Here is a 16639-nt window from a genome sequence, read left to right on the forward strand (position 1 = left end):
CGCGCCCTGCGCCATCTTCGAACTACTCGTAGACCGTCGCCACGTTCTCGGCGTCCAGCGCCTGACGCAGCGCGGTGATTGCCGCTTCGCTCGGAACGATGCGCCAGGCGTCGCCGAGCACGGCTTCACAGCGGGCCTGCTCGCAAACATAGCTGATGCGAACCGAAACGCCGTTGCCATCCGCCGCCACATGCGGCGTCAGCAGATCGCGCAGCTTGGCTGCCGTTGAGTCGCCGTTCATCGATAGACGGATCGCCCGCGCGAACTTGCCGCGCGCCTGTGTCATGTCCATGACAGACTCAGCCGTCACGCGCACGCCACCGGTAAACATGTCGTGGCGGGCGCTGCCCTGCACGATCAGTACCTCGTCTTCTTTGAACAGCGCGCGGTTGGCTTCAAACACTTCGTTGAAGACCGTCACTTCGGTAGCTTCACTGGCGGAGCCATCGTCGAGCATGACGATCAGCATCTTGCCGCGCTGAGTCATCTGTGTACGCTGGCCGACGATCACGCCGGCCACGGTCTTGTTGCGCGCATCACGGTTGCCATAACCACCGCCACCATTGCCTTTGTCCGTCACCTCGCGGGCCAGGTCGGCCAACGTCGTGCGCGCAAAGCGGCGCACCTCGTCTCGGCATTCATCGAAAAGATGGCCCGACAGGTAGAAGCCCAGCGCCTGCTTTTCTTCCTGCAGCTTGCGCTTGGTGGTCCAGGCCGGCTCGTCGACGAGCTCGGGGCCGTGCTGCTCGGCATCGTCGCCGCTCATCAGGTCGAACAGCGAGACCTGATTGGCAGCCGCGGCCTTCTGCTCGGCGGCTTCCATCGCCAGGCCGATCGAGGCGAGCAACTGTGCACGGTTGTCATGGAGGCTGTCGAAGGCTCCGGCTCGCACCAGCGCTTCAATCGTGCGGCGGTTGACCTGGCGCCGGTCAACGCGTTCGCAGAAGTCGAACAGATCCTTGAACGGGCCGTCTTCGCGCGCGCGCAGGATGTCTTCGATGGCGCCCTGCCCGCTGCCCTTCACGCCACCCAGGCCGTAGCGGATGGTCTTGGCGTCGGTCGGAGCAAAGCGGTACTGGCTCGCGTTGATGTCGGGCGGCAACACGACGAGGCCATTCTTTCCCCGGGCATCGTCGTAGAGGATCTTCACCTTGTCGGTGTCGTCCATGGCGAGCGACATGTTGGCTGCCATGAATTCGGCCGGGTGATGCGCCTTGAGCCACGCGGTGTAGTACGCCAGCAGTGCATATGCGGCCGCATGCGACTTGTTGAAGCCGTAGCCTGCGAACTTCTCCATCAGGTCGAAAATCTCGTCGGCCTTTTCGGTGGAGAGCCCGTCCTTGGCCGCACCGCTGCGGAACAGCTCGCGGTGCTCGGCCATCTCTTCGGCCTTCTTTTTGCCCATCGCGCGGCGCAGCAAGTCGGCGCCGCCGAGCGAGTACCCGCCCACGATCTGCGCCATCTGCATCACCTGCTCCTGGTAGACCATGATGCCGTAGGTCTCCTTGAGCACCGGCTCGACGCGCGGGTCGGGATACTCCACCTTCTCGCGGCCGTGCTTACGCGCGCAGAAGCTGGGAATCAGGTCCATCGGGCCCGGGCGGTAGAGTGCCACCAGAGCGATGATGTCCTCGAAGCGGTCAGGCTTGGCGTCTTTCAGCATGCCCTGCATGCCGCGGCTTTCCAGCTGGAACACAGCCACCGTGTTGGCCGTCTTGAGGATGTCGAACGCCTTCTTGTCCGTCAGCGGGATGTGGCTGCAGTTCCAGTCCGCCTTGGACGGATCGAGCATGCGGATGTAGCGCTCGGCCCAGTCGAGGATCGTGAGCGTGGTCAGGCCCAAGAAGTCGAACTTGACCAAGCCGACGGCCTCCACGTCGTCCTTGTCGTACTGGCTGACGACGCCGGCGTCTTCTCCACCCTGTGTGTAGAGCGGGCAGAAATCGGTCAGCTTGCCCGGCGCGATCAGCACGCCGCCGGCGTGCATGCCGACGTTCCGCGTCATGCCTTCCACGCGCTGCGCGAGTTCCAGAAGCTGCTTGACCTCTTCCTCGTTGGCTTCGCGCTCGGCCAGCAGCGGTTCTTCCTTCTTGGCCTCTTCCAGCGTGACGAGCTTGCCCGGCTTGAACGGAATCAGTTTGGCCACGCCATCAACGAAGTTGTAGCCGAGGTCCAGCACACGGCCCACATCGCGCACCGCGGCCTTGGCGGCCATGGTGCCGAAGGTGGCGATCTGCGAGACGGCATCCTTGCCGTACTTCTCTTTCACGTACTGGATGACGCGGTCGCGGCCGTGCTGGCAGAAGTCGATGTCGAAGTCAGGCATCGACACGCGTTCCGGGTTCAGGAAGCGCTCGAACAGCAGGTTGTATTTGAGCGGGTCCAGATCGGTAATCCCCAGCGCATACGCCACCAGCGAACCCGCGCCCGAACCCCGGCCTGGTCCCACTGGCACACCGTTGTTCTTGGCCCAGTTGATGAAGTCCGCCACGATCAGGAAGTAACCCGGAAAGCCCATCTTGATGATGGTGCCTGTCTCGAACTCCAGGCGGGCGTAGTACTCAGCGCGCTTGGATTCACGCACGGCCTCATCGGGGAACAGCACCTCCATGCGCTTTTCCAACCCTTCCTTGGCGAGCTGAACGAGGTAATCGTCCAGCGACATGCCGTCGGGCGTCGGGAACAGCGGCAGCTTGGGCTTGCCCAGTTCCAGCTTGAGGTTGCAGCGTTGCGCGATCTGCACCGCGTTGGCCAGCGCCGACGGGATGTCGGCAAACAGCGCGCACATCTCGTCCTGCGTCTTGAAGTACTGGTCCGTCGTGAAACGCTTCGTGCGACGCGGATTGGCGAGCAACTCACCCTCTGAGATGCACGTGCGCGCTTCGTGCGCGGTGAAGTCGTCCGGCGTCATGAACTGCACCGGGTGCGTGGCGACCACCGGCAGGTGCATCGCCGCGGCCAGCTTCACGGCTTGCTGAACGTAGGCTTCCGTGCCTGCATGACCAGCGCGCTGCAGCTCGATGTAGAACGCATTCGGGAACACGCGCGACCAATTTGTCGCCAACTTGCGCGCCAGCGCATCGTTGCCGTTGGCCAGCGCCATGCCGATATCGCCGCCCATGGCGCCGGACAGCGCCAGCAGGCCCGTGGCCAACGGCGCGTTTTCCACGCCGGGCTCATCGAACCATTCGGGGGCAATCTCTGCGCGGCCACGATGCTGGTTGGAGAGCCAGGCACGCGCGAGCAACTGGCACAGATTCAGGTAACCCTGCTTGTCACGCACCAGCAACAGCAGGCGTGACGGTTTGTCGCGCTCGTCGTGATTGGTGATCCACACGTCGGCGCCGACGATAGGCTTGACGCCCTTGCCGCGCGCTTCCTTGTAGAAACGCACCAGCCCGAAGGCATTGGCGAGGTCGGTGAGCGCCAGAGCGCCCATGCCATCTTTGGCGGCGGCCTTGACGGCATCGTCCAGACGGACGTTGCCATCGACGACGGAATATTCGGAGTGGAGACGAAGGTGGACGAAGCGCGGCGAATTCATCCGCGCATTGTACCGGGTGACACCTTGCGCAAAGCATTCCGGGCTTGCCCGATTGACCATCAGCAACCCCGCACGGCAGCGTGGGCGGCTATAATTTCGGCTTACGAATCAACAGGTTACCCAAAGCGCCAGAAAACGCACCCGCACACGGCGCCGCAGCACATGCAAATCGTCAATATTTCAGCTTACAAATTCGTCACCCTCGATGACCGCGAGACCTTGCGCCCCGCCCTGCTGGCCGAGTGCCAGGCGCGCGAGCTAAAGGGTACCGTGCTGCTGGCGCCTGAGGGCATCAACATCTTCCTGGCCGGCTCGCGCGAGGCCATTGACGGCATCGTCGCGTGGCTGCGCAGCGATACGCGCTTTGCTGATCTGGCCCCCAAGGAGAGCATCTCCGACAAGCAGCCGTTCCGTCGCCTGCTGGTGCGCCTGAAGAAAGAAATCATCACCATGCGCCATCCGCTGATCCGCCCCGAAGACGGCCGCGCGCCGTCGGTCGCTCCGCCGGATCTCAAGCGCTGGCTAGATCAGGGCCACGACGACGAGGGCCGCCCGGTGGTGATGCTCGATACGCGCAATGACTACGAAGTAGCGGTCGGCACATTCAAGAACGTCGTCGAATACAACCTCAAGAAGTTCACCGAATTCCCGCCCGCCATTGCCGCGCACAAGGACGACTTTGCCGGCAAGACCGTCGTGTCGTTTTGCACTGGCGGCATCCGCTGCGAGAAAGCGGCGATCCACATGCAGGAGATCGGCGTTGAGCGGGTATATCAGCTCGAAGGCGGCATCCTCAAATACTTCGAAGAAGTCGGCGGCGACCACTACGACGGCGATTGCTTCGTCTTCGACCACCGCACCGCGCTCAATCCCGAACTGTTACCGGCCGGCCCGAAGCAATGTTTTGCTTGCCGGGCCGTCGTCACGCCGCAAGAGCAGCAATCGGCGGATTACATCCCAGGCCAGCGCTGCCCGCACTGCGCGAGCAACCAGACCCGCGCAGCCGCATGAAGCGTCTTGCCGCCGCCATCCTTGTCGGCCTGCTCGGCCTTGCGGTATTGGGCGGCTGCTCAACGAGTTGCGCGGGCGGATCGAACCGGGGCGTGTTCTGCGGGGCCGGCACGCGGTTTTGACCTGCCGTAGCACGCCAACAAAAAAACGCCGGACATTCCGGCGTTTTTCTTTCAGCGATCTGTTTTACTGACGGCCGCGCACGAACTGGTTGGTGATTGCAACAATGCGTTCGCCGAACAGTTTGGCCGTTTCCAAATCACCAGGCAGCGGGCCTTCTTCAGCGCTGGCATCCGAGGGCGATTGCGCCAGCGCGCCACCAAAACCAGCCAGGTAGTTCACGTCATTGCGCGTGGCCGCTTTGCTGTTGGCCGGCATCATGCCCGTGCCGACCCAGATCATTCCGTGCTGCTGCGACAGCGTCCACAGATACTGGATCGACGCGTACTTGTCGCCGTTCATCGATGCCGAATTCGTGAAACCAGCAGCAATCTTGTCCTTCCACGCGCCGGTGAACCACGCTTTGGACGAGGCATCGGCAAATTTCTTGAAGTCGCCCGAAACGCCGCCCATGTAGGTCGGCGCGCCGAAGACGATCGTGTCGACGCTGGCCAGCAGCTCCCACGTGGCATCGTTGACGTCAGTGACCGAGATCAAGTGCGCCTCAGCGCCAGCGTTCTGCACGCCCGCAAACACGGCCTCGGCCTGCTTCTTGGTGTGGCCATAACCGCTGTGATAGACAACTGCAACTCGTGCCATGGGAATCCTCTTGGGGTTGGGGTAACGATGGGGAAAAAACGGACAAGAAAAACGGCGCACCCAGCGTGCGCCGCGAACATTACGGCAGATCGAATACCAGCACTTCGCTGTCTTCGCCGCCCGAAAGCGTGAGCGCCGCTTCGTGGGTGAGCTTGGCAGCATCGCCGCCAGCCAGCGTGCGACCGTTGACGCTCACCTTGCCGCGCACCACGTGTACATAAGCGCGGCGGCCTTCGGCGATGGAATGCGTCGCAGTTTCCGCGCCATCGAACTTGCCGGCGTACAAGGCCATGTCCTGATGCACTTGGACCGAATCGTTACGGCCATCGTTGCTGGCAATCAGGGCGAGCTTGCCTCGCTTGGCAGCCTCGTCAAAGTGACGCTCTTCGTAGCCGGGCGTGAGATTCAACTGCGCTGGCAGCACCCAAATCTGCAGAAAGTGCGTGGTCTGGTCCTGCGCGTGGTTGAACTCGGAGTGACGCACGCCTGTCCCAGCCGTCATGCGTTGCACGTCGCCGGGGCGCAGCACACTGCCGTTGCCCATGCTGTCTTTATGCGCCAGTTCGCCGTCTAGCACATAGCTGATGATTTCCATGTCGCGGTGGCCGTGGGTGCCAAAACCCATACCAGCGGCGACGCGGTCTTCATTGATGACACGCAACGGCCCGAATTGAACATGTTCCGAATCCATGTAATCGGCGAACGAGAAGCTGTGATACGACTTGAGCCAGCCGTGGTCTGCGTAACCGCGGTCTTGAGAGAGGCGAATTTCAATCATTTTGATGAATCTCCCATCCAAATCACTGCATTAATGTGTGAATGTTACGCAGATTTGCTATAGTTGCGCGGTACGGCTTTGATTCAATACATCAAAAATTCTGAACATGGCGCTATCACTGGAATCTCTGGAAGTGCTGGACGCGATCGAACGCAAGGGCAGCTTTGCCGCTGCCGCCCACGAGTTGGGCAAAGTGCCGTCGGCGCTCACGTATGTGGTGCGCAAGCTGGAAGACGATCTCGATGTGCTGCTGTTTGACCGCCGCCGCCACCGTGCGGAGCTTACGCCCGCCGGCCGCGCGCTACTGGACGAAGGCCGGCACCTGCTGCAGGCCGCCGACGAACTGGCCCGCCGTGTCAAACGCCTCGCCACTGGCTGGGAAGCCACGTTGACCATCGTGGTGGACGATCTCGTGCACTTTCGCGCACTCATGCCGGTCATCCAGGATTTCTATGCTGAAAACACCGCCACACGTCTGCGCTTCTGCCGCGAAGTGCTGGCCGGAACGTGGGACGCGCTGCTCTCTGGCCGCGCTGATCTGCTGATCGGGCCAGCGCAGGCGATGCAGGTGCAGGGCATCCAGACGCGTACGGTGGGGAGCATTCCTTTTGTGTTTGCGATCGCGGCACATCACCCGCTCGCGCAAATGGAAGAGCCGTTGCCGGCCGCTGCCATCACGCGCCACCGCATCGTTGCGGTGGGGGATACATCGCGCAATCTGCCGGCGCGCACTATCGGCATCATGGCCGGCCAAGACACGCTGGTGGTGCCGTCGATGGCCGACAAGGTGCAGGCACAGATTCGCGGCCTCGGCTGCGGCTGGCTGCCGGTGCCACTGGCACGGCCCTATCTGGATTCCGGCGTGCTGATCGCCAAGGAAACCACCGAAGACAAGCGCGCCGGCACGTTCCAGGTGGCCTGGCGCAACAACATGCGCGGCAAGGCGCTGCAGTGGTGGGTCGACAAGCTGGAAGACCCGCGCCTCGCGCAGGCGCTGATGATGCAGTAGCTGCGTCGATCCTTCAGAATAGCGGCATCGATCCCGATCCCCGCGCCTGGAGCGTTACGTTGTCCCAAGCCAGTCTCGATTTTCCCAATACTTCTGACACGCCCGTGCATGGCCCGTACCGTGGGCGCTTCGCCCCCTCGCCCACGGGGCCGCTGCACATCGGCTCACTGGTCACCGCGCTGGCGAGTTGGCTGGATGCACGTGTGCACGGCGGCACGTGGCTGGTGCGCATCGAAGACATTGATTTCCAGCGCAACGTGCCAGGTGCGGATCGCGACATCCTCGCCACGCTGGAGACGCTCGGGCTGGTGCCCGACGAAGCGCCGCAGTGGCAAAGCACGCACCTGCCGCGCTTTGAGCAGGCACTGGAGCAATTGCAGGCCATCGGCAGCCTCTACCCTTGTGGCTGCACGCGCCGCGAGGTCGCCGACTCCATCACCAGCCTCGATGCCAACGGCAACCTGCGCCACCAGACCTTGATCTACCCCGGTACGTGCCGCAACGGTCTGCACGGCCGCCCGCCGCGCGCATGGCGCGTGCGTGTGCCGGACGCCGATGCCGCCACGGTTTGCTTCCATGACCGCTGGCAAGGCACGCAATGCCAGAATCTGGCCGAAGCCGTGGGCGACTTCGTGCTCAAGCGCGCCGACGGCATGTGGGCGTATCAGATTGCGGTGGTGGTGGACGATGCCACGCAAGGCATCACGGACGTCGTGCGCGGGGCGGATCTGCTCGACTCGACGCCGCGCCAGATCTATCTGCAGCAATTGCTGGGGCTGCCTACCCTGCGCTACCTGCATGTGCCCGTGGTGGTCAACGCCGACGGTGAAAAACTCAGCAAACAGACCGGCGCGCGCGCCATCAATCGCAACCAGCCGCTGGTCGCGCTAACTGAAGCGGCCCAGCACCTGGGCCTCGAGATTCGCGCGAAGGATGTGGAGGGGTTCTACCGGGACGCCATCCCGGCATGGGCGAATCGTCTTGCGCAACCGGCCTTGCGCAATTGACCCCGGCGACATAGCCGTCGCCGTTTTCAACGTAACGACTTAACGCTTGCGCGGCGCGCCGCCGAGCAACGCAGCAATCGGGCGCTTTGCGCTGCGCGGATGGCCGGCCGGTTGCGCCGGCTTGGCAGCCTCTGCCGAGTCAGCCGGCACGGCCGATTCGTATGGGCGATTGAAGAACGGATCGTCCGACGGACGGAATGCCGGGCGCACGATCGTGTGATCCAGCACGCGGGCGCCGTTGCGCTCATCGCGTTCGCGGGAGCGACGAACCTCGCTGCGGGCACGCTTTTCATCACGCTCACGGCGCTCTCGGTCACGGGCCTGTTCGCCGGTCGGATCGAACTCAGCCAGTTGCTCGCGCGGCAGGTTACGCTTGATCAGCTTTTCAATGTCGGCCAGCAGGCGTTCATCACCTGGGGCGAATAGCGACAGCGCGTCACCAGAGGCACCAGCACGGCCCGTGCGACCAATCCGGTGCACGTAGTCTTCTGCGTTGAACGGCAGGTCGAAGTTGATCACGCACGGCATCTGCGAGATGTCGAGACCGCGCGCGGCCACATCGGTCGCGACCAGCACATCGACGGTGCCCTGCTTGAAGGCCTCGAGCGTTTGCATGCGCTCGGTCTGTGTCTTGTCGCCGTGGATGGCGTTGGCGTTGATGCCTTCGCGCTCCAGCGCGCGCGACAGGCGCGAGCAGCCGATCTTGCTGTTGGAGAACACGATGCACTGGCGCGGCAGGCCTTGCTCTGCACGCTGACGCAACAGGTGCACGAGTGCAGCCTGCTTGTGGTTGTCCGGCACGGTGTAGATGACCTGGCGGACGTTCTCTGCCGTGGCATTGCTGCGTGCGACTTCAATGGTTTGCGGATGGCGCAGGTAGCTGGAGGCCAGCTTCTTGATCTCGGGCGAAAACGTGGCCGAGAACAGCAACGTCTGACGATGCGCCGGCAGCAGGTTGATGATGCGCTGCAGGTCGGGCAGGAAGCCCATGTCGAGCATGCGGTCGGCTTCGTCCAGCACCAGCATGCGCACCTGCGACAGGTTCACGCTGCGCTGCTGCACGTGGTCCAGCAAGCGACCCGGCGTGGCAACGAGGATTTCCACACCGCGGCGCAGTTGCTCAGTCTGCGGGTTCATGTCGACACCGCCGAAGACGACCGCACTGCGCAGCGCCGTGTACTTCGCGTACTTGGCAACGTTGTCGTACACCTGGTCGGCCAGTTCACGCGTGGGCGTGAGAATCAGCGCCCGCACCGGATGGCGTGCCGGCGACGCGCTGGTGTTGGCGTCGGGCAGCAGGTTGTGGATGATCGGCAGCGAAAAGCCAGCCGTTTTGCCGGTGCCGGTTTGCGCGGCGCCCATGACGTCGCGGCCAGCGGTGACCACCGGAATGGCGGCAGCCTGGATGGGCGTTGGCTTGGTGTAACCGCTTTCGGTCAGCGCGCGGAGGACGTCCGGATGCAGGCCGAAGCTGTCGAATGTCACCGATTCATTGGCCGGCGCTTCAGACGCTTCAGACATCGTTGCAGTATTCATAGGGGAGTGCGGCATGCCGGTTGGCATGGCGGCGCGCCAGACCCAAGCGGAAGAGCCCGCATGCGGCTCGCGCAAAGCGTTAAAAATCAAAAGTTTATCACGTGAGACCCGGCCGGGGCCGGATGACCGGCCTACCCAGGGCAATGTCGGCGCCACACCTGCCTTGACACGGATCAAATGTGGCGGGCGCTCGCTGCGCCACCATCAGGGCATTCCAATGTGCGCCCGCCCCTCCCTCATGGTCACCACGCTGTATGAAACACCCGAGCACGTCTGCCTGATGTTTTCCGATCTGGCCGACGATCACGACGACCTGCCGGTGCAGACCAACCAGTTCCTCATCGTCGATCACGGCCATGGCGCGCTGATTGATCCGGGTGGCCAGATGACGTACAACGCGCTCTTCCTGGCGATGAGCCGATACTTTCCGCCCAAGCAGCTCGACTACGTGCTGGCGTCGCACGCAGACCCGGATATCGTGGCCTCGGCCGGCAGATGGCTGACGAGTTCAAGCTGCGACATCCTGATCTCGCGCGTATGGGAACGTTTTCTGCCGCACTTCTGCTCGGTCGGCAAAACCGAAGGACGCATCGTGCCGATCCCGGATACGGGCATGGCGATTCCGCTGGGGCAATCGCACCTGCTGGCGGTGCCGGCGCACTTTCTGCACTCGGAGGGCAACTTCCAGTTCTACGATCCGGTATCGCGCATCCTGTTTTCGGGCGACCTGGGAGCGTCGATGGTGCATGCCAACGTGGCGGCTAAGCCCGTCGAAGATTTCGATGCGCACTTGCTGTTAATGGCGCCGTTCCACCGCCGCTATATGAGCGGCAATCGCGTGTGCCGGCTGTGGGCGCAGATGGCGCGCGGGCTGGAGATTGAGTGGATCGTGCCGCAGCATGGCCAGCCGTTTCGCGGGCCGGCCATGGTCAACCGGTTTATCGACTGGGTGGAAACGCTCGACTGCGGCATCGACCTGATGACGCCGGAGATCTTCCGGCTGCCCGCATTGCCCAATGCATCGGCGGGCGCGACGCTCAGGACGCGGGTTTAGCAGCCGGACTCTGAGCCGCCGGCAGGATGATCTTCATCATGGCGCCCGACAGCTCGACCGCCAGCACATCGGCATCGATGCGCGACGGATCGTGCCACGTGTACATGAAGCCCATCACGCCGCCCATCGAATGCGCCGCAACGCGCGCATCACCAAAATCGAACACGCCGGCGCGTTTGCCCTCATCAAGCAACGCATAGAGATCGCGGTAGTAGCCGCGCGACATGCCGTGCAGCCACTCCACCGTTTCGGGGCGCAGGTATTGCCTGTCACGATACGTGAGCGCGGCGGCGTAGTGACAGTCAATGCAGCGGCGCGCCATTTCCAGCAGGCAGGCCTGCAAGCGCTCACGCACGGGCAACGCCGGGTCGGCCGTCTCGCGGATGGCCGACAGGCAGATCTGCGCGGCCTCGCGGCACAGGATGTCGAAAATCTCGTACTTGTCGGTGAAGTAGTAGTACACCGCCGGTTTCGTCACCCCGAGCGCGTTGCACAGATCGCTCATCGTCATGCCGGCGTAGCCCTTAGTAAAGAAAAGCTGCGCGGCTGTGTCGAGAATCTGCCGGCGGCGTGCCTCCTGCCGCTCGGCAATGTGCGGGCGCGTGACCGACGGCGTGACGCTGGGGGCTTCGGGCGCCTCGGTTTCAGCAGACGGTTGCACGTCAGGAACGGCAGATTTGCGGGCGATGGACATGGTGTGCATTCTCGCATGCCGCCTTTGGACGCGCCGTCGTGTCTGCGCATCTGGGCAGCATCACGCGCGGGAAATGCTTGACGCATCAAGTGACGCTTTCTATATTCATACCCGTTGGTATAAAAAATTACTTCTCAGTATAGATAGTGCGACGCCACTTTGCGCACGCACTGCACAACCCAACGGAGACAAGCTTTGGCGATGGACGAGTCCGAGTACCTCGGCCGCGTTCGCGCGCTTTGGGCGCGCGCATGGCCGGTCGATACCCCCCGAGAGCCCCACTACCCGATCGGGCGCGCGCCCCTCACCGAATACCTGCGTCATTGGGCCCGCACCACGCCAGACAAACCGGCCATCCACTTCTACGGGCACGACACAACGTTCGCGCAGCTTGACGATCTTTCCGACCGCTTTGCCGCCCTGCTCGCTCAGCACGGCATTGGTGCGGGCGACCGGGTGGCGGTGTTCCTGTCGAACTGTCCGCAGTTCAACGCGGTGTTCTTCGGCATCCTCAAGCTGGGTGCCGTGTATGTGCCAATCAGCCCGCTATCGCAGCGTGCCGAACTGATGCATGCGCTTGGCGATGCAACGCCCCGCGCCATCGTCACGCTGGACCGCCTGATGCCGCTGGTGCGCGACGTGCGGGCCGAGACATCGCTTGAACACATCTTCGTCACACGTTACGCAGATGTGCTCCCTGCCCAGCCGACGCTGCCGCTCCCGGCAATGCTCACCGAGCCGCCGCTGGCCTGCGATGACGCGATCGACCTGTTGCCGGCGCTCGCCAGGACGGCACCGGTCGCCCTGCCGCCCGCGTCACTCGATGCCGTTGCCGCGCTCAACTACACCGGCGGCACGACCGGCCTGCCTAAAGGCTGCATCCACACGCAGGGCGACATGGTGGATATGGCCGCCGCATTCTCAGCGGTGTCGCTACGTGCGGATGCGGGCACCGTCATGCTCAGCTTCTACCCGCAGTTCTGGATTGCGGGCGAGAACACGGGGCTGATCTTCCCCGCCTTCCTGGGCGTGCCGCTGGTGCTGCTCGCACGTTGGGATGCTGAGGCTTTCATGGCCGGCGTGCAGCGCTACCGCGTGACCAACGGTTCGATGCTGGTCGACAGCGCGGCCGAGGTAATGGCACATCCGCGCGTGCATGAATACAACCTGCGCTCGCTGCGGCATACGGGCGTGTCGTCATTCGTAAAAAAGCTAAACCCCGAATACCGCCGTGCGTGGCGCGAACTCACCGGCTCGATGATGGCCGAGAGCGCCTGGGGCATGACGGAAACCCAGACCTGCAACAGCTTCACCGTCGGCATGCAGGACGACGATTTCGATCTGCGCTCGCAGCCGATCTTTGTGGGCCTGCCCGTGCCGGGCACCGACTTCAAGATCTGCGATTTCGACACGCACGAACTGCTGCCGATCGGCGCCGAGGGCGAACTGTGCGTGCGCACACCCACGCTGCTCAAGGGCTACTGGAACAAGCCCGAGGCCACCGCACAGACACTGCGCGACGGCTGGTTCCACACCGGCGACATCGGCTGCATCGACGAGCACGGCTACGTCCACTACCTCGGCCGCCGCAAAGAGATGCTCAAGGTCAACGGTATGAGCGTGTTCCCCGCCGAGATCGAAGCCATGCTCGGCAAGCACCCGGCCATTCTCGGTTCGGCCGTGGTGGGCCGCGCCGATGAGCATCGCGGCCAACTTCCCGTCGCTTTCGTGATGCTGCGCCCCGAGGCCGTCGGCACGCTGGACGACGCCACGCTCACCGGCTGGTGCCGCGAGAACATGGCCGTCTACAAGGTACCCATCGTGCGCATTGTCGATGCCCTGCCGCTCACCGCGACAGGCAAGGTGCGCAAGCAGGATCTCGCGCCGCTCGCAGAACAGCTCTAACCCACGCTTGCTCCATGACGTTTCGCAAACTGCTGATCGCCAATCGCGGCGAGATCGCCATTCGCATTGCCCGCGCCGCCGCCACGGTTGGGCTGCCCTCTGTCGCGGTGTATTCCGAGGACGACCGCGATGCGTTGCACGCGCTGCGCGCCGATGAAGCTGCGCCCTTGCCCGGCACCGGCCCGCGCGCCTATCTCGATGGCGCGGCCATCCTTGCTGCCGCACGCGCCGTGGGCGCCGACGCCATTCACCCCGGCTACGGCTTCCTCAGCGAGAACGCGGCCTTTGCGCGCCGGTGCGCAGAGGCTGGCGTGCAATTCATCGGGCCGGCACCGCACGTGCTCAATCTCTTTGGCGACAAGGCACGCGCACGCGCGCTCGCGCATGAGGCCAGCATCCCCATCGTCAACGGCACGCAAGGCGCGACAACGCTTGCGGATGCGCACGCCTTCTTCGCAGCGCTGCCGCCCTCGCACGGCATGATGATCAAGGCCGTGGCCGGTGGCGGCGGGCGCGGCATGCGCACGGTGCACGATGCTGAGGCGATTGCCGAGGCGTATGCGCGCTGCGTCTCCGAAGCCACCGCCGCGTTCGGCAGCGGCGACGTGTATGTCGAAGCGCTGGTGCCGGCGCCACGCCATATCGAAATTCAGATCGTTGCCGACGCGCACGGCAATGTCGCGCACTTGGGCGAGCGTGAGTGCAGCCTGCAGCGCCGTCATCAGAAGCTGATCGAGATGGCGCCCAGCCCGTCGCTGGACGATGTGCTACGTGCGCGCATCGCAGATGCAGCCGTCACCCTCGCCAAAGCCTCGGGCTACTGCGGCATCGGCACATTCGAGTTTCTGGTGGAAAGCACGGGCACACCACATGCCACGTTCTACTTCATGGAGGCCAACCCACGCGTACAGGTCGAACACACCGTTACGGAGATGGTGACGGGCGTCGATCTGGTGGTGACGCAACTGGCGCTGGCGCAAGGCGTGTCGCTTGCGGAACTCGGGCTTGCACAGCCGATCGCGCCGCGCGGCTACGCCGTACAGGTTCGCATCAATGCAGAGACGCTCGATGCGTCGGGGCAGCCGCATCCTTCCACCGGCACGCTCACCGCGTTCGAGCCGCCCAACGGCCCCGGCGTGCGCGTCGACACCTGCGGCTACGCGGGCTACCGGCCCAACCCGCGCTTCGACTCGCTGCTGGCCAAGCTGATCGTGCACGCGCCACGCGGCACCTATGCGCAGACCCTGGCGCAAACGTACCGCGCGCTGTGCGAGTTCCGCATCGAAGGGCTGGCCACCAACAAGCGGCTGCTACAGGACTTGCTGAGCGATGCACGTGTGCAAGCCAACGCCGTGCACACGCAGTTTCTCGACGAACGTTTGGCCGAACTGGTGAGCGCCAGCGACGGTGCGCATCCCGCGCTCCATGCATCAGCGGACGTGGTTGCCGATCACGAGACCGAGCCGGGCGAATCACTGCTTGACGCGCTGCCAGACGATGCCGAACTGCTGACCGCGCCGATGGACGGTGCGCTGATCCAGGTCAACGCCCAGCCCGAAGAAACCGTGGTGCGCGGGCAAGTGCTGGCTGTGATCGAAGCGATGAAGATGGAGCATGTGGTGCTCGCACCCGCATCCGGAAAGGTGCTGCAGGTATGCGCCCAAACCGGTGCCACGGTGCGAGAAGGCCAGCCGCTGGTGGCGCTGCTCCTGAGCGACGCAGAACACCACACCGAGTCCACCGACGCCGAGATCGACCTCGACCACATCCGCCCAGACCTGCAGGCCGTCATCGACCGCCATGCCTTTGGACTCGACACCAACCGGCCAGATGCCGTCGCACGCCGCCGCAAGACCGGCCAGCGCACCGCACGCGAAAACATCGCGCACCTGTGTGACGCAGACTCGTTTATCGAATACGGCGCGCTGGCCATCGCCGCGCAACGCCAACGGCGCGCGCTCGACGACCTGATCCGCTCAACGCCGGCCGACGGCATCATCACCGGCATCGGCACCGTCAATGGCACGCACTTCCCCGACCAGGACGCGCGCTGCATGGTGCTCGCCTACGACTACACCGTGCTGGCCGGCACGCAGGGCACCTTCAACCACAAGAAGACTGACCGCGCGCTGGAATTGGCGCAGCAATGGAAGCTGCCCGTTGTGCTGTTCGCAGAAGGCGGTGGCGGCCGGCCGGGCGACACCGAAAAGCGTGGCGTCAGCGGTTTGGACTGCCCGACCTTTATTCACTTCGCGCGTCTGTCGGGGCTGGTGCCGACCGTGGGCATCGTGTCGGGCCGCTGCTTTGCCGGCAACGCTGCGCTGCTGGGTTGCGCTGACGTGATCATCGCCACCCGCGACGCGACCATCGGCATGGGCGGCCCGGCCATGATCGAAGGCGGTGGCCTTGGCGTGTATGCGCCTGAAGAAGTTGGCCCCGTCAGCATGCAGGCGCCCAATGGCGTAATCGACGTGCTGGTCGAGGACGAAGCCCAAGCCGTAGACGCCGCGCGCCGCTACCTGAGCTACTTCCAGGGGCCGCTTGCCAACTGGAGCGCCGGCGACGCACGCCACCTGCGCCATGTGATTCCAGAGAACCGCATGCGCAGCTACGACATGCGCGCCGTGATCGAAGCGCTGGCCGACACCGGCTCGGTGCTGGAACTGCGGCAAGCCTTCGGCGTTGGCATCATCACCGCGCTGATCCGCATCGAGGGCCGCGCATTCGGCTGCATCGCCAACAACCCGCGCCATCTGGGCGGCGCCATCGATTCAGCCGCAGCCGACAAGGCGTCGCGCTTTATGCAGCTGTGCAACGCGTTCGACCTGCCTATCGTCTCGCTGTGCGATACACCGGGCTTCATGGTCGGCCCCGAAGCGGAAAAGACGGCCACCGTGCGCCACGTGAGCCGCATGTTCGTAACGGCCGGTAATCTGCGCGTGCCCTTCTTTACCGTCGTGCTGCGCAAAGGCTACGGGCTTGGGGCGATGGCGATGGCGGCAGGCGGCTTCCATGCGCCGTTCTTCACAGCATCGTGGCCGAGCGGCGAGTTCGGCGGCATGGGCATTGAAGGCGCCATCCGCCTCGGTTACCGCAAAGAGCTGGAGGCCGTGCAAGACCATGCCGGGCGCGAAGCGCTGTTCCGCAAAATGGTCGACGCCGCCTACGAGGAAGGGCGCGCGCTCAACATCGCCAGTTATCTCGAAATCGACGCCGTGATCGACCCCGCCGACACGCGCCGCTGGCTGCTGCGCGGGCTGCAATCGGCGCCGCCCGCACTGCCGCGCCACACACGCGATCCGGCCGCGCGCCGCTTCATCGATACCTGGTAGACGAAATAAC

The 16639-nt window shown here is 64.1% G+C and carries 11 protein-coding genes; 6 read left to right on the forward strand and 5 right to left on the reverse strand.

What is annotated here, in order from left to right; genetic code table 11:
- Window positions 1-22 precede the first annotated feature (22 nt).
- The gene (dnaE, locus tag PSUB009319_RS05420) at window positions 23-3544 is read right to left on the reverse strand and encodes a DNA polymerase III subunit alpha (RefSeq protein WP_124381221.1); all 3522 of its coding nucleotides are present in this window, start codon (window positions 3542-3544) and stop codon (window positions 23-25) included.
- Window positions 3545-3706: 162 nt separating this feature from the next.
- On the opposite strand from dnaE, the gene PSUB009319_RS05425 reads away from it, so the two are divergent.
- The gene (locus PSUB009319_RS05425) at window positions 3707-4555 is read left to right on the forward strand and encodes a sulfurtransferase (protein WP_124381222.1); all 849 of its coding nucleotides are present in this window, start codon (window positions 3707-3709) and stop codon (window positions 4553-4555) included.
- A gap of 186 nt (window positions 4556-4741) precedes the next feature.
- Here the strand turns inward: PSUB009319_RS05425 and PSUB009319_RS05430 are convergent, their stop codons facing one another.
- Both PSUB009319_RS05430 and PSUB009319_RS05435 read right to left on the reverse strand, forming a co-directional pair.
- Window positions 4742-5314 carry a flavodoxin family protein gene (locus PSUB009319_RS05430; RefSeq protein ID WP_124381223.1) on the reverse strand — a complete coding sequence of 191 codons (573 nt, stop codon included), beginning with the start codon at window positions 5312-5314 and terminating at the stop codon, window positions 4742-4744.
- Between the two features lie 79 nt (window positions 5315-5393).
- Window positions 5394-6092 carry a pirin family protein gene (locus PSUB009319_RS05435; protein ID WP_124381224.1) on the reverse strand — a complete coding sequence of 233 codons (699 nt, stop codon included), beginning with the start codon at window positions 6090-6092 and terminating at the stop codon, window positions 5394-5396.
- Between the two features lie 106 nt (window positions 6093-6198).
- Between PSUB009319_RS05435 and PSUB009319_RS05440 the strand changes: the two genes are divergently transcribed.
- Complete coding sequence (locus PSUB009319_RS05440; RefSeq protein ID WP_124381225.1) at window positions 6199-7101, forward strand: LysR family transcriptional regulator; 903 nt, start codon at window positions 6199-6201, stop codon at window positions 7099-7101.
- A gap of 59 nt (window positions 7102-7160) precedes the next feature.
- Window positions 7161-8108, forward strand: a complete 948-nt coding sequence (gluQRS, locus tag PSUB009319_RS05445; RefSeq protein ID WP_124381226.1) for a tRNA glutamyl-Q(34) synthetase GluQRS — start codon at window positions 7161-7163, stop codon at window positions 8106-8108.
- 39 nt (window positions 8109-8147) lie between these two features.
- On the opposite strand, the gene PSUB009319_RS05450 is transcribed toward gluQRS, so the two are convergent.
- Entirely contained in the window at window positions 8148-9629 is a 1482-nt protein-coding gene (locus PSUB009319_RS05450; RefSeq protein ID WP_374704185.1) for a DEAD/DEAH box helicase, read from the reverse strand.
- A gap of 253 nt (window positions 9630-9882) precedes the next feature.
- Here PSUB009319_RS05450 and PSUB009319_RS05455 point away from each other — a divergent pair, with 253 nt between their 5' ends.
- The gene (locus PSUB009319_RS05455; RefSeq protein ID WP_124381387.1) at window positions 9883-10698 is read left to right on the forward strand and encodes an MBL fold metallo-hydrolase; all 816 of its coding nucleotides are present in this window, start codon (window positions 9883-9885) and stop codon (window positions 10696-10698) included.
- Here the strand turns inward: PSUB009319_RS05455 and PSUB009319_RS05460 are convergent.
- Window positions 10682-11392: a TetR/AcrR family transcriptional regulator gene (locus PSUB009319_RS05460; RefSeq protein WP_124381228.1), complete on the reverse strand. Its 711-nt coding sequence runs from the start codon at window positions 11390-11392 to the stop codon at window positions 10682-10684. The genes PSUB009319_RS05455 and PSUB009319_RS05460 overlap by 17 nt on opposite strands.
- A 201-nt stretch (window positions 11393-11593) precedes the next feature.
- Here PSUB009319_RS05460 and PSUB009319_RS05465 point away from each other — a divergent pair, with 201 nt between their 5' ends.
- Both PSUB009319_RS05465 and PSUB009319_RS05470 read left to right on the forward strand, forming a co-directional pair.
- Window positions 11594-13297 (forward strand): AMP-binding protein, encoded by a 1704-nt coding sequence (locus PSUB009319_RS05465; RefSeq protein ID WP_124381229.1) that lies wholly within the window; start codon window positions 11594-11596, stop codon window positions 13295-13297.
- Between the two features lie 14 nt (window positions 13298-13311).
- Entirely contained in the window at window positions 13312-16629 is a 3318-nt protein-coding gene (locus tag PSUB009319_RS05470) for a carboxyl transferase domain-containing protein (RefSeq protein WP_124381230.1), read from the forward strand.
- Window positions 16630-16639: the final 10 nt, after the last annotated feature.

It is taken from the genome of Ralstonia sp. SET104 (assembly GCF_003851545.1).
Taxonomy (GTDB): Bacteria; Pseudomonadota; Gammaproteobacteria; order Burkholderiales; family Burkholderiaceae; genus Ralstonia.